The organism is Nocardia sp. NPDC005746, from assembly GCF_040630785.1.
GTDB lineage: Bacteria > Actinomycetota > Actinomycetes > Mycobacteriales > Mycobacteriaceae > Nocardia.
Genome location: NZ_JBEXYE010000015.1, coordinates 75,285 through 95,282, shown reverse-complemented (window position 1 = coordinate 95,282; position 19,998 = coordinate 75,285). Strand labels below are relative to the sequence as shown.

The 19,998-nt window shown below is 69.1% G+C and carries 19 protein-coding genes and 1 pseudogene; 13 read left to right on the top strand and 7 right to left on the bottom strand.

Going from position 1 to position 19,998, the window contains the following annotated elements:
• Positions 1–6: 6 nt before the first annotated feature.
• On the top strand, positions 7–429 hold the full coding sequence (locus ABZ412_RS26045) for a rhodanese-like domain-containing protein (RefSeq protein ID WP_357284807.1): 423 nt from the start codon (positions 7–9) through the stop codon (positions 427–429).
• Complete coding sequence (locus ABZ412_RS26040) at positions 426–1,640, top strand: O-succinylhomoserine sulfhydrylase (protein ID WP_357284804.1); 1,215 nt, start codon at positions 426–428, stop codon at positions 1,638–1,640. The genes ABZ412_RS26045 and ABZ412_RS26040 overlap by 4 nt, the downstream gene beginning before the upstream one ends.
• Positions 1,641–1,811: 171 nt before the next feature.
• Here the strand turns inward: ABZ412_RS26040 and ABZ412_RS26035 are convergent, their stop codons facing one another.
• Positions 1,812–2,279 (bottom strand): VOC family protein, encoded by a 468-nt coding sequence (locus tag ABZ412_RS26035; RefSeq protein WP_357284802.1) that lies wholly within the window; start codon positions 2,277–2,279, stop codon positions 1,812–1,814.
• A 113-nt stretch (positions 2,280–2,392) separates the two neighbouring features.
• On the opposite strand from ABZ412_RS26035, the pseudogene ABZ412_RS26030 reads away from it, so the two are divergent.
• The 4 genes and pseudogenes from ABZ412_RS26030 to ABZ412_RS26015 form a co-directional block, all read left to right on the top strand.
• Positions 2,393–2,533: pseudogene (locus ABZ412_RS26030) on the top strand (HTH domain-containing protein); the annotation flags it as partial.
• 340 nt (positions 2,534–2,873) lie between these two features.
• Positions 2,874–3,395, top strand: coding sequence for a WYL domain-containing protein (locus tag ABZ412_RS26025; protein ID WP_357284799.1), 522 nt, complete (start codon positions 2,874–2,876; stop codon positions 3,393–3,395).
• A gap of 137 nt (positions 3,396–3,532) precedes the next feature.
• Complete coding sequence (locus tag ABZ412_RS26020; RefSeq protein WP_357284797.1) at positions 3,533–4,171, top strand: type 1 glutamine amidotransferase family protein; 639 nt, start codon at positions 3,533–3,535, stop codon at positions 4,169–4,171.
• Positions 4,168–4,629 carry a MarR family transcriptional regulator gene (locus tag ABZ412_RS26015; RefSeq protein WP_357284795.1) on the top strand — a complete coding sequence of 154 codons (462 nt, stop codon included), beginning with the start codon at positions 4,168–4,170 and terminating at the stop codon, positions 4,627–4,629. Before ABZ412_RS26020 ends, ABZ412_RS26015 begins: the two co-directional genes overlap by 4 nt.
• Here the strand turns inward: ABZ412_RS26015 and ABZ412_RS26010 are convergent, their stop codons facing one another.
• A complete protein-coding gene (locus ABZ412_RS26010; protein ID WP_357094669.1) occupies positions 4,630–5,388 on the bottom strand; it encodes an HAD-IIA family hydrolase in 759 nt (252 codons plus the stop codon). It abuts the gene before it with no gap.
• A gap of 193 nt (positions 5,389–5,581) precedes the next feature.
• Between ABZ412_RS26010 and fgd the strand changes: the two genes are divergently transcribed.
• From fgd to ABZ412_RS25995, 3 genes are all read left to right on the top strand, one after another.
• Entirely contained in the window at positions 5,582–6,589 is a 1,008-nt protein-coding gene (gene fgd, locus ABZ412_RS26005) for a glucose-6-phosphate dehydrogenase (coenzyme-F420) (RefSeq protein WP_357284792.1), read from the top strand.
• A 91-nt stretch (positions 6,590–6,680) separates the two neighbouring features.
• Positions 6,681–8,759, top strand: a complete 2,079-nt coding sequence (gene pta, locus ABZ412_RS26000; RefSeq protein WP_357284789.1) for a phosphate acetyltransferase — start codon at positions 6,681–6,683, stop codon at positions 8,757–8,759.
• Positions 8,760–9,956 (top strand): acetate kinase, encoded by a 1,197-nt coding sequence (locus tag ABZ412_RS25995; RefSeq protein ID WP_357284787.1) that lies wholly within the window; start codon positions 8,760–8,762, stop codon positions 9,954–9,956.
• Between the two features lie 198 nt (positions 9,957–10,154).
• On the opposite strand, the gene ABZ412_RS25990 is transcribed toward ABZ412_RS25995, so the two are convergent.
• Genes ABZ412_RS25990 through ABZ412_RS25980 form a run of 3 tightly spaced genes read right to left on the bottom strand, consistent with a single transcriptional unit; the run spans position 10,155 to position 14,922 of the window.
• Complete coding sequence (locus ABZ412_RS25990; protein WP_357284784.1) at positions 10,155–12,605, bottom strand: tetratricopeptide repeat protein; 2,451 nt, start codon at positions 12,603–12,605, stop codon at positions 10,155–10,157.
• Between the two features lie 2 nt (positions 12,606–12,607).
• Positions 12,608–13,594 carry a transporter substrate-binding domain-containing protein gene (locus ABZ412_RS25985; protein ID WP_357284782.1) on the bottom strand — a complete coding sequence of 329 codons (987 nt, stop codon included), beginning with the start codon at positions 13,592–13,594 and terminating at the stop codon, positions 12,608–12,610.
• On the bottom strand, positions 13,591–14,922 hold the full coding sequence (locus tag ABZ412_RS25980; RefSeq protein WP_357284779.1) for a hypothetical protein: 1,332 nt from the start codon (positions 14,920–14,922) through the stop codon (positions 13,591–13,593). The genes ABZ412_RS25985 and ABZ412_RS25980 overlap by 4 nt, the downstream gene beginning before the upstream one ends.
• 133 nt (positions 14,923–15,055) lie before the next feature.
• Between ABZ412_RS25980 and ABZ412_RS25975 the strand changes: the two genes are divergently transcribed.
• Positions 15,056–15,730: an NUDIX domain-containing protein gene (locus ABZ412_RS25975; protein WP_357284777.1), complete on the top strand. Its 675-nt coding sequence runs from the start codon at positions 15,056–15,058 to the stop codon at positions 15,728–15,730.
• Positions 15,731–15,733: 3 nt separating this feature from the next.
• Positions 15,734–17,917 carry a molybdopterin-dependent oxidoreductase gene (locus ABZ412_RS25970; protein WP_357284774.1) on the top strand — a complete coding sequence of 728 codons (2,184 nt, stop codon included), beginning with the start codon at positions 15,734–15,736 and terminating at the stop codon, positions 17,915–17,917.
• 2 nt (positions 17,918–17,919) lie between these two features.
• Here ABZ412_RS25970 and ABZ412_RS25965 read toward each other — a convergent pair whose 3' ends face one another.
• The gene (locus ABZ412_RS25965) at positions 17,920–18,366 is read right to left on the bottom strand and encodes a hypothetical protein (RefSeq protein WP_357284771.1); all 447 of its coding nucleotides are present in this window, start codon (positions 18,364–18,366) and stop codon (positions 17,920–17,922) included.
• Positions 18,367–18,569: 203 nt separating this feature from the next.
• Between ABZ412_RS25965 and ABZ412_RS25960 the strand changes: the two genes are divergently transcribed.
• Entirely contained in the window at positions 18,570–19,061 is a 492-nt protein-coding gene (locus ABZ412_RS25960) for a hypothetical protein (RefSeq protein ID WP_357284769.1), read from the top strand.
• 119 nt (positions 19,062–19,180) lie between these two features.
• Here ABZ412_RS25960 and ABZ412_RS25955 read toward each other — a convergent pair whose 3' ends face one another.
• Complete coding sequence (locus ABZ412_RS25955; protein ID WP_357284766.1) at positions 19,181–19,630, bottom strand: helix-turn-helix domain-containing protein; 450 nt, start codon at positions 19,628–19,630, stop codon at positions 19,181–19,183.
• 88 nt (positions 19,631–19,718) lie between these two features.
• Here ABZ412_RS25955 and ABZ412_RS25950 point away from each other — a divergent pair, with 88 nt between their 5' ends.
• Positions 19,719–19,934 carry a tautomerase family protein gene (locus ABZ412_RS25950; RefSeq protein ID WP_357284763.1) on the top strand — a complete coding sequence of 72 codons (216 nt, stop codon included), beginning with the start codon at positions 19,719–19,721 and terminating at the stop codon, positions 19,932–19,934.
• Positions 19,935–19,998 lie beyond the last annotated feature (64 nt).

Genomic DNA, 19,998 nt, shown 5'->3' with positions numbered 1-19,998 from the left:
GTACAAGTGAGCTACGCCGGTGACATCACGCCCAAGCAGGCGTGGGAGTTGTTGCGCGACAACCCCGACGCGGTCCTGGTGGACGTGCGCACCGAGGCCGAGTGGCGGTTCGTCGGCGTGCCCGACACCAGCGGCATCGGCCGCCCGACCGCGCTGATCGAATGGGTCGACGTGACCGGTACCCCCAATGCCCGGTTCACCGACCTGCTGAAGCAGTCGCTGGCCGACCGTACCGCGGACTCGGACGCGCCCGTCATCTTCATCTGCCGCTCGGGCCAGCGTTCGATCGGCGCGGCCACCGCCGCCACCACGCTAGGCATCACCCCTTCGTTCAACGTGGTCGACGGCTTCGAGGGCGCCCTCGACGGCCAGGGCCACCGCGGCAGCACCGGCTGGCGCGCCGACGGACTTCCGTGGAGGCAGTCATGATCACCGGCGGCTCTTTCGAGAAACCGCTCCCCGAGGGCGTCGGCCCCGCCACCCAGGCGGTGCGCGGCGGCACCCGGCGTTCCGGCTTCGACGAGACCTCCGAGGCGCTGTTCCTCAATTCGGGTTTCGTCTACGAGAGCGCCGAGGCGGCCGAAGCCTCCTTCACCGGCGATATCGAGCACTTCGTGTACTCGCGCTACGGCAACCCGACGGTCGCCATGTTCGAGGAGCGGCTGCGCCTGATCGACGGCGCGGAGGCCTGTTTCGCGACCGCGTCGGGCATGTCGGCGGTGTTCACCGCGCTGGGCGCGCTGTTGTCCGCCGGTGACCGGCTGGTCGCGGCGCGCAGCCTGTTCGGCTCCTGCTTCGTGGTAGCCAACGAGATCCTGCCGCGCTGGGGCGTGGAGACGGTGTTCGTCGACGGCGAGGACCTGAACCAGTGGGAGCAGGCGCTGTCCGTTCCCACCCAGGCCGTCTTCTTCGAGACCCCCTCGAACCCGATGCAGACCCTCACCGATGTGCGCGCGGTCTCGGATCTGGCGCACGCGGCGGGCGCGAAGGTGGTGCTGGACAACGTCTTCGCCACCCCGCTGCTGCAGCGCGGCTTCGATCTGGGCGCGGACATCACCGTCTACTCGGGCACCAAGCACATCGACGGCCAGGGCCGGGTGCTCGGCGGCGCGATCCTGGGTCCGCAGGACTACATCGACGGCCCGGTGAAGAACCTGATGCGCCACACCGGTCCGGCGCTGAGCCCGTTCAACGCCTGGACCCTGCTCAAGGGTCTGGAGACGATGCCGCTGCGCCTGCGTCAGTCGGTGGACTCGGCGTTGAAGATCGCCGAGTTCCTGGAGTCGCATCCGGCGGTGGCGTGGGTGAAGTACCCGTTCCTGTCCTCGCATCCGCAGTACGAGCTGGCGAAGCGCCAGATGTCGGGCGGCGGCACGGTGATCACCTTCGAGCTGAAGGCCGACGACAACGAGGCCAAGAAGCGCGCGTTCGAGGTGCTGAACCGGCTGCGGATCATCGACATCTCCAACAACCTCGGTGACGCGAAGACGCTGATCACCCACCCGGCCACCACCACCCACCGGGCGATGGGGCCGGAAGGCCGTGCGGCCGTGGGCATTACCGACGGCGTGCTGCGCGTCTCCATCGGTCTGGAGGACGTGGAGGATCTCCTCAACGATCTGGATCACGCGCTGAGCTGATCCGAAGATCTCTGCGAAGGGCCGGAACCCGCTGGGTTCCGGCCCTTTCGTCATTCCGTCAGCCCGGCACCACCCCGGCGCCTGCGACCGGCCGATACCGCCTGTGCTGCTGGGAATTTCGCGGCAGGGACTGGGGCGTGACCGGATCGGCCGCACCCCGGTGGAATGGCGTCAGGCCGGGTTGTACTCGGCTGTGACGTCGAGGATCCACGTGATGCCGAAGCGATCGCGCAGCATCCCGAAACCGGGCGCCCACTGCGCCGGGCCGAATTCCTCGATGACGCTTGCCCCGTCCGCGAGGCGTTCCCACAGCGCGCCGACCTCCTCGACAGTGTCGCCGCGGACGGAGAGGAAGAACGGTTCCGTGGTGCGGGTGGTGCCGTTCTCGCGGCGGGTGGTGGGCGCGTCCTGGGCGACCGGTGTGTCCGCACCGGGCACGTCGTATGCCATGACCCGGAAGCCGTTGCCGGCGATGATCTGTCCGAACACCACCTTGGTGGCTTCTGGCAGTTCCGCGGGCATCCCGAAGTCGCCGTAGGTGGCGATGGTGGTCTGACCGCCGAACACCGACTGGTAGAACTCCAGGGCCGCACGGGCCTGACCGTGGAAGTTCAGGTGGGCGACAGCGTTTACCGACATGGTGATCGGGTCCCTTCGGAGGTGATGTCGCCGCCGGAGGGTTCCGGCGACAACGCCACCCTGGCAGCAGTACCGGCCAGGGAACGTCCGCTATTTCTGGCAGCCTGGGGAGCATGCCGACCGCGTCTTCAAAGGTGACGTCTCGCCGCCTGCTCTCGCTGCTGTCGTTGCTGCAGGTCCGCCGTGACTGGCCGGGATCGCTGCTCGCCCAGCGGCTGGCGGTGAGCGAACGCACGGTTCGCCGCGATGTCGATCGGCTGCGCGAACTCGGTTACCCCGTCCGGGCGGTCAAGGGACCCGAGGGTGGTTATCGGCTCGAGGCGGGTAGCGAGCTGCCCCCGCTCCTGTTCGACGACGAGCAGGCGGTCGCGCTCGCGGTGGCGTTGCGGATCGCGGCCGGGACGGGTGCCGGTATCGAAGAGGCAGCCGCGCGCGCGTTGGCGACTGTGCGGCAGGTGCTGCCGTCCCGCCTGCGGCAGCGTGTCGACACCCTCGACGTGACCGCGATCCAAGCGGCCGGGCCCGGCGCCGATCCCCAAGTCGACACCGCCCGTTCTGCTCGCGCTGAGCGCCGCCGTCCGATCCGCGGAGGAGGTGCGGTTCGACTACCGGTCGGCGGCCGGGCCGCGGGATCCCGGGTCGCGGCCGGCGCGGCGGGTACAGCCGCACCACCTCGTGGTCCGGGCTGGACGCTGGTATCTGATCGGATGGGATCCCGAGCGGCAGGATTGGCGGATTCATCGTGCCGATCGGATGGCGTTGCGCGTCCCGAACGGGCCGCGCTTCATACCCCGGCAAGTTCCAGGTGGCGACGTCGCCGCGTTCCTGTCCGCCCGGTTCAAGGGTTCCGACAGCGCGAACATCTGGCCCTGTCGCGGTGAGGTGGTCCTCGACCTCCCCGCCGCACAGGTTGCCCCGTTCGCCGGCGACGGCATCGTCGAGGAACTCGGCCCCGCCCGAACCAGACTGCTGACCGGTTCCTGGTCCTGGGTCGCGCTCGCCGCGATGCTGGCGCGTTTCGACACCGAGATCGAGGTCATCGGCCCGGACGCACTGCGTGATGCCTTCGCCGCGCTGTCCCGGCGCGCCGCACGTGCCGCACGCCCGGAGTCATAAGCCTGTTCGAAGCATCGGCCGAACTCGCGCGGCGACGGCCTCGAGAGGGGGAGGTGGTTGTCGCTCGCGGCACTACTGCGTGTGGGCGCTTCTCCGAGTTATTGACAGCATGCTGTCAATCATGACAGCATGCTGTCATGATGAAAACAGTTCACATGGCCGTCTACGACACCTTCTCGGACTGGGAGGTCGGCCATGCGACCGCACACATCAATCGCGCACTCTGGCACCGTGACCCGGGAACGTGGCAGGTCAAGACCGTCGCCATCAGCGCCGAACCGATCACCTCGATGGGCGGCATGCGCATCCTGCCCGATCTCGCCCTCGAGGATCTGAAGTCCGGCGACAGCGCCATGCTGATCCTGCCGGGTCTGGAGACCGAGCTGGATTCCGAGACGCCCGCCGCTTTCGCACGCAAGGCCCGCGAGTTCGTGACGGCCGGGGTGCCGGTGGCGGCGATCTGCGGCGGAACCTTCGCGCTGGCGCAGGAGGGGCTGCTCGACGACCGGCCGCACACCAGCAATGCCGCCGAATACCTCGCCTACAGCGGCTACGCGGGCGGCGAGCACTTCGTCCAGGCGCCGGCCGTCACCGGTGGCGATGTGATCACCGCGTCCGGCACCAGCCCGGTCGAGTTCGCGCGCGAGATCCTCGCTCGCCTGGACATTTTCGAGCCGCACGTCCTGGAGGCCTGGTACAAGCTGTACGGGAACAACGATCCCGCGGGCTTCTACACGCTCTACGAGTACGAGCAGCAGCGGGCGGCGGCGCGGTGACGCGTACCGGGCAGGAACTGTTCGCGACGGCGGCGGTCACGTCGTTCAAGCTGAACGGCCAATTCCTCGGTATCGCCGAGGAATTGGCGAGGCCGTCCGGGATCACGGTGGCGTGGTGGCAGGTGCTGGGCGCGATCCTGCACCAGCCGCTGCCGGTGGCGGGCATCGCCCGGGAGATGGGTATCACCCGGCAGAGCGTGCAGCGCATCGCGGATGTGCTGGAGGGCAAGGGATTCGTCGAGTACAAGCCGAATCCGGCGCATCGGCGCGCCAAGCTGGTGGCCATCACCGAGTCGGGTCACGACGCGGTCCGCGCGATCGACCCACAGCACGCGGCGATGGCGAAACGCCTTGTCGCGCACCTGGGCAGGGCCGAGCTGGAGCGGGTCGTGGACGCGCTGACGACCCTGTCGGCCGCCCTCGACGTGCTCGAGGACGACGCGACGGGCGCCGCCTGACTACAGCGCGAACGGGTCCTTGGTCTTGCCGACCAGCGAGGCGACCGACGGCAGGATGGCGGTCGGGCGGTACGGGAACTGCTCGACCAGGGCGGGCGTCGAGATGCCGGTGGTGACCAGGATGGTCCGCATGCCCGCCTCCAGGCCGGAGATGACGTCGGTGTCCATGCGGTCGCCGATCATGACGGTGGACTGCGAGTGCGCGCCCAGCCGGCGCAGCGCCGAGCGCATCATCAGCGGGTTGGGTTTGCCCACGTAGTACGGCTTCTTGCCGGTGGCCTGGGTGATCAGCGCCGCGACCGAACCGGTGGCCGGGAGGATGCCCTCGCGCGAGGGCCCGGTGGCGTCGGGATTGGTGGCGATGAAGCGCGCACCCGCCGCGATCAGGCGGATGGCGGTGGTGATGGCCTCGAACGAGTAGGTGCGGGTTTCGCCGAGCACCACGTAGTCGGGGTTGGAATCGGTGAGGACGTAACCGATCTCGTGCAGCGCGGTGGTGAGCCCGGATTCGCCGACCACGTAGGCGGTGCCGTCGGGCCGCTGGTCCTTCAGGAAGGTGGCGGTCGCCAGGGCGGAGGTCCAGATGGATTCGACGGGGATGTCGAGGCCGGTGTGCTGGAGCCGGGCCTGCAGGTCGCGCGCGGTGTAGATGCTGTTGTTGGTGAGCACCAGGAACGGGATCTGATTGTCGCGCAGTTCGGCGAGGAACTCGTCGGCTCCGGGCACCAGGTGGTTCTCGTGGACCAGGACGCCGTCCATATCGGTCAGGTAGGAGAGGATCGGTTCTCGGCTCGCGTTGGTCACGCGCATATTCTCCGCTATCCGCGGATCGAAAGCTCATATATTCCTGCGGTGTGACCGCTGCCGCATCGTCTTCCGGTGCTGACTACTGTGCGAAGTAGGCCGTTCGCGCCGACCGGTGCGAGCGCAGCATGGCGACAGGAGTGCCCAGGTGAAGGACCTCAAGCTCGGCTACAAGGCGTCCGCCGAACAGTTCGGCCCGCGTGAGCTGGTGGAGCTCACGGTGGCGGCGGAGGAGCACGGCCTCGACAGCGCGACGGTGTCCGACCATTTCCAGCCGTGGCGGCACAATGGCGGGCACGCGCCGTTCTCGCTGGCCTTCCTGGCCGCGGTGGGGGAGCGCACCAACCGCATTCAGCTCGGCACCTCGGTGCTGACCCCGACCTTCCGCTACAACCCGGCGGTGATCGCGCAGGCGTTCGCCACCCTGGGCTGCCTGTACCCGGATCGCATCATGCTGGGTGTCGGCTCCGGTGAGGCGCTCAACGAGATCGCGACCGGGTTCCAGGGCGAGTGGCCGGAGTTCAAGGAGCGGTTCGCCCGCCTGCGCGAGTCGGTGGAATTGATGCGCGCGCTGTGGACCGGCGAGCGCGTGGACTTCGACGGCCAGTACTACAAGACCGTCGGCGCCTCCATCTACGACGTGCCCAAGGGCGGCATCCCGGTGTACATCGCGGCGGGCGGCCCGCTGGTCGCCCGGTACGCGGGTCGCGCGGGTGACGGTTTCATCTGCACCTCGGGCAAGGGCATGGACCTCTACACCGAGAAGCTGATGCCGGCGGTCGCGGAGGGTGCGGCCAAGGCGGGGCGTGCGGTCGAGGACATCGACCGGATGATCGAGATCAAGATCTCCTACGACACCGATCCGGTTCTGGCGCTGGAGAACACGCGTTTCTGGGCTCCGCTGTCGCTGACCGCGGAGCAGAAGCACTCGATCACCGATCCGATGGAGATGGAGGCGGCCGCCGACGCGCTGCCGATCGAGCAGATCGCCAAGCGATGGATCGTGGCCAGCGACCCGGACCAGGCCGTCGAGCAGATCAAGCCGTATCTGGATGCGGGCCTGAACCACCTGGTCTTCCACGCCCCGGGCCACGACCAGCGTCGCTTCCTGGACCTGTTCCAGCGCGACCTGGCGCCCAGGCTGCGCGCCCTCTGAGGTATTCCGCCACTCGGGTGGGGGACGGGCGTCCGATCCGGATGTCCGTCCCTGCGGAAAACAGCGCATAACGGTCGGTAGGCTTTCGCCCATGGCTGCCACACCGGTCTCCAGTGTGTACATCGCGTCCCCCGAGGGCGACACCGGCAAATCGACGGTGGCGCTCGGCGTTCTCCAGGCCCTGGCCGCCACGACCCCACGAGTGGGCGTGTTCCGGCCGATCACCCGGTCCGCCACCGCCCGGGACTACATTCTCGAGCTGCTGCTCGAATACTCGACCTCCGACGTCGACTACGACCAGGCCACCGGCGTCACCTACGAGCAGGTGCACGCGGACCCGGACGCCGCGATCAGCGAGATCGTCATGCGCTATCACGCCGTCGCCAAGCAGTGCGACGCCGTGCTCGTCCTGGGTTCGGACTACACCGATGTGGCCAGCCCCAGCGAGCTGCGGTTCAACGCCCGCATCGCGGTCAACCTGGGTGCGCCGGTGCTGCTGGTGGTGCGCGGAATCGGCCGCACCCCGGGCGAATTGGGTCAGCTGGTGGAGTTGTGCCGCAACGAGCTGGTGGCCGAGCACGCCAAGCTGGTGGCGGTGATCGCCAACCGCTGCGAGCCCGATCAGCTGGAGGCCGACGCCGAGGCCCTGGCCAAGGCGTGCGCGGTGCCGTCCTGGACGCTGCCGGAGGTGCCGCTGCTGCAGGCCCCCACCATGGAGGAGCTGCGCGAGGCCATCGGTGGCGAGATCTACAGCGGCGACCCGGAACTCATGCACCGTGAGGCGCTGCACGTGATGGTGGGCGGCATGACGGCCGAGCACATTCTGGAACGACTCACCGACGGTGTCGCCGTCATCGCCCCCGGTGACCGCTCCGACGTGCTGCTGGCCCTGGTGAATGCCCATGAGGCGGAAGGTTTTCCGTCGCTGGCCGGCATCATCATGAACGGCGCTATCCGCCCCCAGCCCGCCATCGCCCGGCTGATGGCGGGTCTCAAGCCCCGGCTGCCGATTCTGGCCACCGATCTCGGCACCTACGAGACCGCCAAGGCCACCGCGCTGACCCGGGGCCGGGTGTCGTTGTCGAGCATGCGCAAGGTGGACACCGCCCTGGCCGTCATGGAGGAGCGGGTCGATCCGCGAGAGCTGTTGCGGCAGATCGAGGTTCCCATTCCGAACATCGTCACCCCGCAGATGTTCGAGTACCAGCTGATCGAGCGCGCCCGCAACGACCGCAAGCGGATCGTGCTGCCCGAGGGCGACGACGACCGCATCCTGCGCGCGGCCGGCCGGGTGCTGCAGCGCAAGATCGCCGATCTGACGATTCTGGGCGACGAGACCGCGGTGCGCGGCCGCGCCGCCGAACTGGGCGTGAACATCGACGCCGCCGAGGTGCTCGATCCCCAGACCTGCCCGCTGCGTGACGAATTCGCCGAAGAGTACGCCCGCCTGCGCGCCCACAAGGGCATGACGGTGGACCGGGCCCGCGAATACATGGGCGACATCTCGTATTTCGGCACCATGATGGTGCACATGGGGGTCGCGGACGGCATGGTGTCGGGCGCGGCGCACACCACCGCGCACACCATCCGCCCGTCGTTCGAGATCATCAAGACCGAGCCGGGCGTGTCCACGGTGTCGAGCGTGTTCCTCATGTGCCTGGCGGACCGGGTGCTGGTGTACGGCGACTGCGCGGTGGTGCCGGACCCGACCTCGGATCAGCTGGCCGATATCGCCATCTCGTCGGCGCGGACCGCCGCCCAGTTCGGCATCGACCCGCGCGTGGCCATGCTCTCCTATTCGACGGGAGAGTCGGGCACCGGCGCGGATGTCGACAAGGTGCGTGACGCCACCAAGTTCGTGCACGATCGCGCGCCGGAGCTGTTGGTGGAGGGCCCGATCCAGTACGACGCGGCGATCGAGCCCGCGGTGGCCAAGACCAAGCTGCCGAATTCCGAGGTGGCCGGGCAGGCGACGGTCTTCATCTTCCCGGACCTCAATACCGGCAACAACACCTACAAGGCCGTGCAGCGCAGTGCGGGCGCGGTGGCGATCGGCCCGGTATTGCAGGGTTTGAACAAGCCGGTCAATGATCTGTCGCGGGGCGCGCTGGTCGCCGACATCGTGAACACGGTCGCGATCACCGCGATTCAGGCGCAGCAGGAGGCGTAAATGAAGGTCCTGGTGATCAATTCGGGTTCCTCGTCGATCAAGTACCAGCTGCTGGAGCCCGCCACGGCCGACGTGTGCGCGCACGGCATGGTGCAGCGCATCGGCGAGGCGGTCGAACCGGACGTGGTGACCGTCGAACACCACACGGGGGAGAAGACTCTCGAGTACCAGGGCTCGATCGCCGATCACGCGCAGGGCCTGCAGGTGGTGTTCGACCTGTTCATCGCGAGCGGCCAGGATCTGGCGCACGCCGATCTGGGCGCGGTCGGGCACCGGGTGGTGCACGGCGGCGAGGTGTTCTACGAGCCGACGCTCATCACCGACGACGTCGTGCAGGCCATCACCGACCTGTCCTCCCTGGCGCCCCTGCACAATCCGCCGAACGTCATCGGCATCGAGTCCGCGCGGGCGCTGCTGCCGCGGGTGCCGCAGGTCGCGGTGTTCGACACCGCCTTCTTCCACAATCTGCCCGCCGCCGCCAAGACCTACGCCATCGACGCGGAAACCGCCGCGGCGCACGGGGTTCGCAAGTACGGGTTCCACGGCACCTCGCACGACTACGTGTCCGGGCAGGCGGCGGAGTTCCTCGGCAGGGGTCGCGCCGAGTTGAACCAGATCGTGCTGCACCTGGGCAACGGCGCGTCCGCCTCCGCCATTCGCGCCGGGCAGGCGGTGGACACCACCATGGGCCTGACGCCGTTGGAGGGCCTGGTCATGGGCACCCGGTCCGGGGATCTGGATCCGGGCATCATCTTCCATCTGATCCGCACGGCCGGTATGGATGTCGACGATGTGGACGCCCTGCTGAACCGGTATTCGGGGATCAAGGGCCTGTCCGGCGTCAATGACTTCCGCGAGCTGGGCCGTCTCATCGAAACCGGCCATCCCACCGCGAAACTCGCGTTCGATGTCTACATCCACCGGTTGCGGCGCTACATCGGCGCGTATCTGATCGAGCTGGGCCGGGTGGACGCGATCACGTTCACCGCCGGGGTCGGCGAGAACGACGCGCGGGTGCGCGCGGAGGCGCTGGCCGGTCTGGAGCGCTACGGCATCCGGATCGACGCCGACCGGAACACCGCCGAAGACCGGACGGCACGTCGCATTTCGGCCGACGACTCGGAGATCTCGGTGCTGGTGGTGCCGACCAACGAGGAGCTCGCCATCGCCCGCGCGGCCGCGCGATTGGTCGGCTGAGGCTTCCTCACGAAATCATCATGATGCGGTCGGCACAGTGGTGCCCGGACCCGGTTCCCGCCGGTCCACCGGAACCCGTGTCGCACCACGCACAACCGCGGTGGTGGCCGAAAATCCCTCGCCGGTCACATGGTCTCAGGCTGCCCTCGAGACCGCCGCGGGCGGCACGGGGCTCCTCCGGATTCCTGAGACCGGCTGTCAGAACCAGGATTTGGCGCGCACCGCGTTGGCCAGATCCACCAGCGCGTACCGGTGATTCCGTTCGGGCGCGGACCGGGCCAGTCCACGCAGCCCCGTCTCGATGCCGCGCCGCAGATCCCGCTCGGTGAACGGCGAACCGAACAGCGTGGAGCCGGCCGACTTCGGCTTGTTTCCCGCCTGCACCCAGCCCAGCGCGATGCCCATCGACAGGATCCGCAGTTGCGCCGCACGCCCCTCGCCCGGCGGCAGGTCCTGCACGCGCGCCGCCGCCACCTGGAGGGTCGATTCGTCCAGTTCCGCGGCTGGAGCGCAGGTCAGCAGCATGAGAATGGCCGTCATCCGGGCTTCCGCGTAGTGCCGGGAGGCGGGCGGCACCTGGTCGAGTGCGTGCACCGCGGCGGTGATGTTCCCGGCCGCCGCGAGCTGCCGAGCCAGGCCGAACGCGGCGCTCACCACGCCCCGGTCGGTGCGCCACACGGTGGCGTAGTAGTTCTCGGCGTAGGAGCGCCATTCCTCGGGGTCCGGCGAATCCCAGTGCTGGAGAATGAGTTCCGCGGTGGCGGCGAGCGCCAGCTTGGGCGCGATCTCACCGGGCAGCGCCTCCAGCACCGCGTCGAAGCGGGCGAAGGCGCGCTCGTACTCCAATTCCAGCAGTTCGGTGAGCCCGAGATACCAGTCGATGCGCCAGTCCCAGGCGGGCGGCTCGGGTTCGTCGGTGAGCCGGGCCAGCAGCATGCGCGCGGCCGCGGGCTCGTTCAGGTCCAGGTGCGCGCGGGCCTCGGCGAGGGTGACCTCCAGTTCGAGGGTCTCGGGCGCGCCACCGGGTTCGGCGGCCCCGCGTTGGCGGGCGTGCCGCAGTTCCTCGAGCGAGTGCCGGGGTTCGGGGTGGGCGGCGCCGGCCAGCAGTGGCGCGGACGGGTCGCTCGGATCGATGATGGGCACCGGTAGCGCGGCCACCACGTCACCGGGTTGCAGCAGGGTGCCGCGGCCGATGCCGTCGATGATGCCGTCGGTCTGCGCGATGAGTTCGCCGGTGCCGAAGCTGGTGCGCGGCGGGCTGAACAGGGTCGACAGCTGCGGGTGCTCGTTGCCGGTCTCGGCGGCCAGGATCTCGCGCAGCACGCCGGTGAGCTGGGCGGCCAGGACCCGCGCGGATGGGAAGCGGCGGTCCGGATCGGGATCGGTGGCGCGCAGCAGCAGCCGGTAGAGGAACGGATGCTGGGCCAGCATCGGCTCGTCCTTCGGATCCGGGATACCGTCGACGTAGGCGCCGCGCTCCATAGGCAGGTGCAGGGTGAGCACGGCGAGCGCACGTCCGACGGTGTAGATGTCCGAGGCCACGGTGGGCCCGGTGTGGGCGATCTCGGGGGCCTGGAATCCCCTGGTGCCGTACAGGTTTCCGTACGCTTCGAACTGGGTGACCGCGCCCAGGTCGATGAGCTCCACCCGGTCGGTGGTGATCATGATGTTGTCGGGCTTGAGGTCGTTGTAGGCCAGCCCCACCGAATGCAGATAGTCCAGGGCCGGAAGGATTTCCAGCAGGTAGGCGATGGCCACCGAGACCGGCATGCGGGCGGGCGCGTAGTGGTCGAGCAGGTGGCGCAGCGAATGCCCGCCCACGTACTCCATCACGATGTAGCCGATCGGCGTCCCGTCCGGGCCCGGATGCTCCACGAAGTTGTGGATCTTCACGATGCTCGGGTGCACCACCTCCGCGAGGAACTGCCGTTCGGCCAGCGCGACCGCCTGCGCTTCGGCGTCACCGGCGTGCAACAGGCCCTTGAGCACCACCCAGCGGTCGCTGACATTGCGGTCGATGGCGAGGTAGATCCAGCCCAGGCCGCCGTGCGCGATACAGCCCTGGATCTCGTACTGGCCCGTCACCCGGTCGCCGGGGTAGAGGGAGGGCCGGAAATCGTAGGGGGCGCCGCAGGTTTGGCAGTCACCCGCCGTGGTGGACGGCAGCGTCGGGGTGGCCCGGCCGACCGGTTTGCCGCAGCGCCAGCAGAATCGGCGGCCCTCGGCGACCACGGGATCGTCGAGCACCGCCTGCTCCGGATCCACCGGCTCCACGGTCGGGATCGGCACCAGGCCCGCGCCGAGCCGCCGCACCACCGGGCGCGGGCGGGCCATGCGCGCGGTGCGCTGGGACGGCCGGGTGGGGGTGCGCGGTTCGCCCTCGGAGCCCGGAACCGCCTCCGCCGGTGGAACTTCCGGTTCGTCCTCGATGCGGGGTGCGCGCTGGGTCATCTCGGTGCGCGGGGTGGCCTGGGTCGCGGCGGGTTCGTCCGGCTCGGCGGCGTGGCGTGCGCGTTCGCCGCGCGGGGGCACCTGCCGGGTGGTGATCTCGGTGCGGGCGGGCCAGTGCGGTCCGACGTTGGTGGCGTGGGTCGGGACGCCTTCGGCGTCGCCGCGGTCGGGGTGCTGCGGATCGGACGGAGTGCTCATCGTCAGTCCTGGTACCTCGGGGGCGGCGGGATGGCGGCGTCGCCGAGTTCGGCGCTGAGCCAGCGGCGGTAGAGCCGGTTCCAGGTGCCGTCGGCGCGAATGCGTTCCAGCGTGCCGTTGACGAATCGCACCAGATCGTCGGAGCCCTGCGAGATTCCGATGCCGTACTGCTCGGTGCTCAGGTTGGGCCCGACCACCTCGATGGCCGGATCCTGCTGGGCCAGCCCGGCCAGCACGGTGTCGTCGGTGCTGATCGCGTCGACCTGCCGCTGCTGCAGCACCACCAGGCAGTCGGCCCAGCTGGGAACGGTGAGGATGGAGACGGCGGGCTGGGTGCGCCGCACCAGGTCCAGGGAGGTGGTGCCGCTGACCACGCACAGCCGCTTCCCGGCCAGATCGGTGAGTCCGTCGATCCCGGAATTGCGTACCGTCAGCACGCGCTGATGCGCCTGCAGATAGGAGGTGGAGAACGTGACCCGTTGCCGCCGTGCGCAATTGATCGTCATCGTCTTGACCACGACATCGACGGTGTGTTCCTGCAGCGCCTTCTCGCGGTCGGCGGAGCCGAGGATCCGGTATTCGATGGCGCCCGGATCGCCGAGCAGGTCGCGGGCCAGTTCCCGGGCGATCTCCACGTCGAAGCCCGCCAGCGCCCCGGTGGTCGGGTCGCGGAAGCTGAACAGGTTGCTGCCCGGATCCAAGCCGACCAACAGCCGGCCCCGGGCCCGGATGGCGTCGAGTGTCGGCCCGCTGCGCACGCCGGTGGGGCGCAGGCTGGCGGTGGGGTCGCCGCAGTCGGTCACCTCGGGCGGTGGTGTGGCCTGCGGCTGGGCGGCGACCGCGCCGGAGGGCAGCGGCGGTTCGACGTAGCTGGGGACCCGGGTCGAGGGCGCGGGCGGGGGCGGACTGTTGTCCCCGCAGGCGGCGGTGCAGGCCACGGTCGCGGCCAGGGCCGCCAAGGCCAGGGAACGGACCGGTCGGCTGGTCATCGGTACTCCCGCAGTCGCGGCCAGAGCCCGACGGCGATCAGCACGGCGGCGGCGGTGCTGAGCACCAGCGCGCCGGGGCCGAGCAGATCCAGGGTGCGGGCGGCGTGGGATGTGTCGGCGCGCAACCGGTTCCGGGTATCGGCGATGCCGTCGCCGAGCGCGCGGTCCAGGGCATCGGTCTGCGCGGTGGCCTCGACCGCGCCCGGCCCGGTGGCCACCGCGGCCGCACCGATGAAGTCGCCCTTCGAGAGGGCGTCGTTCATCCGCTGGTGGGCGGCCCGCCAGCGGTCCAGGGCGGCCGCCGCGGTCTTCACGTCACCACTGCCCGGCGCGTCGGATCGGTAGCCGGACAGGATGTTCCGCAGTTTCTCGATGGCCTGGTCGTAGGTGCGGTCGTAGTCGGCGCTGGTGTCGCGGCGCACCAGTTTCAGGGTTTCCGCGGTGCGGGCCTGCTGGGCGAGGATGCGGCTCTCGGTGAGGGCGGCCGTCGGCACGCTGCCCTTGTCGCGGGCGTGGGTGGTGTCGACCGCGGAGATGAAGCCCGCGATCACCGTCCAGGACAGCAGCACCACCATGGTCGCGGTGGCCAGCAGCAGTCCGAAGTTCAGCACCCGGTGCCAGCGCCGGAACAGGAACAGCTGGGCCGCGATCAGCGCCGCCACCGCCAGCAGCGGCAGCAGGATGGCGGGCCACGGCGGTCGCACGTGATTGCGCTGGGTTTCGGTGATGGCGGTCGCGCGATGCTCCTGCAGTTCCTGCGCCATCGGCAGCACGGACTTCTGCATGAGGTTGGAGGCCTCGCTCAGATAGGCCGCGCCGACCGGCTGCCCACTGCGATTGTTGGCCCGCGCGGTCTCGACGATGCCGGTGTACACCGGCAGCCCGGTCGCGATGCCGGTGCGCAGTTGCGCGTCGGTGTCGGCGTCGCCGCCGGTGGACTGCACCACCAGTTCCGCGGCGGCCTGGCCGACGGCCTGGTTGTAGCGGTCGCGGACCGGCTTCGATTCCAGCCCACCGGAAATGAAGGCGGTGCCCGCGGAGGCGTCGGCCACCGACAGCGAGGTATAGAGGCGCTGCGCCGAGTAGGCGTCGGGTTCGGACTGGTCGAGCAGGACGTCGAGCGCGTGTTGCCGATCGGTCACCGCGGTGGCGGTGACGATGCCCGCGGACACGCACAGCGCGAGCAGCACCAGCCCGACCGCGATCAGCTTGGCGGGCGACGATTCGGCGAAGGCGCGCAGTTCAGTGGTAGCGAACCGTTCGCGCCACGCTGCCGCGGCGGCGCGCGGGGAAAGCTCGTCCAGCCTCAACTCCTCGGCTCGAGCCATCCTCACCTCCCACTGACCGAAATCGAACGGCCGACTTGTTCCTGCCGGATGAGCTTATTGTGGACGTACCGCCGCCGTGACGCGGGAATCCCCGCGGCAGTTCTCGGCGCGGTCGGACGATGGGATTGCGAAGATGCGTGGTGACGGCGACGGGTGGGCGGAGAGCGCTGACGGCACCCGCCAGTGGGGTCGTTTCGGGGCTGCTGGATTGTTGCTGCGCGCCCCGCTGGCCGATGGCGGTTCTGCAGTGCTGCTGCATCACCGGGCCGCCTGGACCCATCAGGGCGGCACCTGGGCGCTGCCCGGCGGCGCCCGCGACTCGCACGAGACCAGCGTCCACGCCGCGGTCCGCGAGGCCGAGGAGGAGGCGGGGATCGCGTCCGGCTCGATCCGGGTGCGCGGTTCCCGGGTGACCGCGACCGCGCCCAGCGGCTGGACCTACACCACGGTCATCGCCGACGCCGCCGACCGGCTGCGCACCCGCGGCAATATGGAGAGCCAGGATCTGGTGTGGGTGCCCGAGGACGAGGTCGTGGACCGGCCCCTGCACCCGGGATTCGCCGCCGCCTGGCCGACCCTGCGCGCCACCCCCACCCGGGTCAGCCTGACCGGGATCACCGACAGCGGCGCGGTGGCGGCCGCGTTGCCGCGCACCCTGGATCTGGCCGAATTGGGTTTCCTGTGGCTGCACTCCACCGGCGACGAGACCGGCCGCACCGCCCGGATCGGGACCGCCGAACTCGGCCTGGAACAGACCGATATGGCCGGAAATGTGTTGTTCCTCACTCTGGATCAGGTGTTGTCTTGAGGCGTGAGCACGCGCGAGCTTCCCACGTACTGCCGGATCTGTGAGCCGCTCTGCGGCCTGATCGCCACCGTCGAGGACGGCAGGCTGGTGCGATTGCGCGCCGACAAGGATCATCCGCTGTCCCGCGGCAACGCCTGCCCCAAGGGCATCGCGTTCACCGAGATCCAGAACGACCCGGACCGGGTGCTGCATCCGCTGCGGCGCACGGCCTCCGGCGAGTTCGAGCGGGTGTCCTGGGATACCGCGCTCGACGAGATCGGCGAGCGGCTGCGCGCGCTGATCGGCGAGCACGGAATCGACAGTCTCGGCTGGTATTTCGGTAATCCGTCCACCTTCTCCTACTCGCACACCCTGTGGATGGTGGGTTTCCAGCTGGCCGCCGGGCTGAAGCACGTGTATTCGGCGGGCTCGCAGGACATCAACAACCGCTTCGTGGCCAGCGAACTGCTCTACGGCTCGGCGACCTCGGTGCCGGTCCCCGATCTGGACCGCACCGACTTCCTGCTCATGCTGGGCGCGAATCCCCTTGTCTCGCACGGCAGCGCGATGAGCGTGCCGCGGGTCCGCGACAAGCTGACCGGGATCACCAAGCGCGGCGGCCGGGTGGTGGTGGTCGATCCGCGCAAGACCGAGACGGCGAAACTCTTCGAGCACGTCGGCATCCGGCCCGACGGGGATGCCTGGCTGCTGGCCGCGCTGCTCCAGGTGATCTTCGCGGAGGGCCTCCAGGACGAGCAGGCCCTGCGCCGTCAGGCGCGCGGCGTCCGCGAATTGCGCTCCGCCGTCAGTCGTTTCACCCCCGAGGCGACCGCCGGGATCACCGGCCTGGACCCCGATCTCGTCCGCACCCTGGCCCGTGACCTGGCCCGTGCCGACTCCGCCGCCGTCTACGGCCGCACCGGCACCTGCCTGGGCCGCCACGCCACCCTGGTGGCCTTCCTCGTGGACGCGCTCGCCCTGGTCACCGGCAATCTCGACAAGCCGGGCGGCAGCGTCTTCGGCAAGGAGCTGGTGGCGGTCTCCGAGCTGAGCGCCCGCCTGGGTTTCGCGGGTTACGGCCGCAACCACTCCCGGGTCGGCGGATTCCCGGACGTCCTGGGCACGTTCCCCGCCGCCATCATGGCCAAGGAGATCACCACGCCGGGCCCGGGTCGCCTGCGCGCCCTGTTCACGTCCGCGGGCAACCCGGTCTCCTCGGTCCCGAACGGCCGCGAACTCGCCTCGGCTCTCCCGGAACTGGACCTGTTCGTCTCCATAGACCTCTACATCAACGACACCAACCGCATCGCGGACTACATCCTCCCCGCGACCACCTTCCTCGAACGCGACGACATCCCGCTCCCGTTCACCGCGCTCTCCCCGACCCCGTACACCCAGTACACCGAGCGCGTCGTCGAACCCTACGGCGAGGCCCGCGAGGAATGGCGGATCATCGACGCCATCGCCACCCGAATCGGCGTGCAGCCCTTCGCCGTAGGCCCCACCCGCCCGCTCGGCCGCGCGTTGAGTTCCCTGCGCCGCCGCGTCCCCCGGTTGGCGTCGGCCCGCCCGACCCCGCCGCTCCTCGCCGATCTCGCCCTGCGAACCGGTCCCTACGGCGACCGTTTCGGCCTCCGGCGCGAGGGTCTGAGCCTGCGCATGCTGCGCCGCCACCCCCACGGCGTGGTCCTGGCCGACAGCATCGCCACCGGCGTCCTGCGAAACATCGTGCGCCACAAGGGCGGCCGAGTCCTCCTCGACCCCGACGAGATCATCATCGAACTCCGCACCCTCACCGCCCGCCCCGCCGACCCCACCTACCCCCTCCGCGTGATCGGCCTCCGCGAACTCAAGTCCCACAACTCCTGGATGCACAACGTCGAACCCCTCATGCGAGGCGACCGCGAACACGCCGCCCGCATCAACCCCAAAGACGCCGCCGTAGCGGGCATCTCCGACGGCGACCGCTGCCGCGTCACCTCCGCCCACGGCTCCATCGAAGTAACGGCCCGTCTGACCGAGGACCTGACCACCGGCACCATCGCCATCCCCCACGGCTGGGGCCACACCGGCGGCTGGCGCCGAGCCAACGCCGCCGGCGGCGCGAACGTGAACGACCTGATGTCAACGGATCTGGCCGACGTGGAACGCCTGGCCGGCATGGCCAACCTGAACGGCGTCCCGGTGCGCCTGGATCCGGTGAGCTGACCTCACAGCCCGGAGCAGCTGGAACCGGTCGAGTTCTGAGCGACCTGGACCCCGACCGGCGGGTTGGACCCGTCGCGGGTGAATTTGAGCGTTGAGGTGAACCACACCAGCCCGAGCTGGACGTTGTACCGGCCGCCGCTGGCCAGGGAGAAGTTGCCCAGGCTGCCCGGAACGTGCAGGCAGGATTCGGCATATACCACCACGAAGCTGCCGTCGGTCGGCACGAAGATGTTCTTGGCCTCGTCCCACGCCTCGATCCGCAGGGCCTTGGCGCGTGTGGTGTGCTGACCGTCGGCGGGGTTGATCAGCCCGATGGCGGCACCGGTCCCGTTCCACACGGTGATCATGACGACGGGGTTGGTGTCCGCCTGTGCCGGTTGTGAATTCGCCGCGCCGAACGCGATCGTGATCAGCATGGCGACAGCGGCGAAGAGCCTGTTGAACCTCATGGGTGTACTCCATGTTTCGAGGGCTCCGGCCGTGGTTCGCCGGAGCCACGCGGCAGACGGTAGCAGTCGGCAGCTCATCTGAAACGAGAATGACTCTATTTCAGGGAACCTGGAATAACTTGCGCCGCAAAGGATTCCGGTACTGGTAGCTTCCCACCCCGAGACCCGGCCGCACCGGCCCGGCTCACCGTTGGAGAGCACACATGAAGATGTTCAAGCAGTTCCTCGCCGCCGTGTCCCTGGCCGCGGCCGCCGCGACCATGACAGCCGGTCCGTCACAAGCGATTCCGGACCTGCAGCCCGCGCAGGCCTCCCTGGTCTACGTCTGGATCCACAACAACACCGGCGCCGCTATCGGCATCATCAACCCCCAGGATTCCCACCACAACACCCGGGCCACCGCCCTTCCCATGGGCGCCTGGTCCAACCAGGCCATGTACGTCCTCTCCACCGGCTTCACCGTCATCTACGGCGAAACCTGCCTGAAGGTACCCGGCAGCCTCCCCAAGACCACCAATTTCTACTCCACCCAATCAGACAACGGCTTCACCCTCCGAAGCACCAATTACGATGTCGCCCTGGGCATCAAGAACAGCCTCGGCGGCGCCCTGATCATGACTCAGGAATACAGCAACCCCGAGAACAACGTCTACGTCAACCACGGCGTCTCCGGCGCCAGCTGCGCGGGCCTGTAGCCATACGCCCTCCTGCTTCGCTGTTCCACTGCGGAGCAGGAGGATTCATCGCTCGTTGATCGCCCCCCGGCATGCGCCATTCGATGACATAGGCGCGGTGGCGTTCGGTCGAGGGCCGGCTACCGGACCCGCGGTGTCAGCTCCGCGGGTTCCACCGATTGTCCGCACGCGCAGGTCAATTGGGCGGTGACGATGCCCTCGCACCCGGCGTGGCGGAATTCCAACGGCCCGTCCTCGTTGCTCAGATGTCTGTCGCCCCACTGCATCAGGGCGATCAGGGCGGGAAGCAGTTCGCGGCCCATGGCGGTGAGCACATATTCGTCGCGTGTGCGAGCGCCGGGTTCCCGGTAGGAACTCTTGGCCAGCAGCCCCGTGTCGACCAGCGTCTTCAGTCGCGTGCTCAACGCGTTCCGCGGTATGTCGAGGTCGGCCCGCATATCGTCGAATCGCGTGATGCCGTAGTGCGCTTCCCGCAGCACGAGCAACGTCCACCGGTCGCCGAGTATCGCGGCGGTCCGCGCCAGCCCACACTCGTCGAGTGGAATCCGCAGCCCCGGCCTGTCCGACATGCCTCCACCGTAGCAGGGTTTGACTTTGAGACTCAGCCTCGGCAAGCTGAATCTCGATTTGAGACTCAGAAGGAGCTGGAGGATTCACATGCCGATGGTCACGATCAAGACAGTGCGGGGGCAGACGCCCGAGACCCTCGCCCGCACCATGCGGGAAGTGAGCCGGGTAGTCGCCGAGAACCTCGGCTACGACCCCGCTCACGTCTGGGTGATGCTCGACGAAATGCCCGACGATCACTTCATGGTCGCCGGAAAGACGTGGGCGCAACTGAAATCCACCCGGATCGAAGGCCCCGTGAGCTGAGGAGTCTCGACCCGGTGAGTGTTATGCCGATTCGCCCGAAGAGTCGGCCTCGGGCTCGAGGATC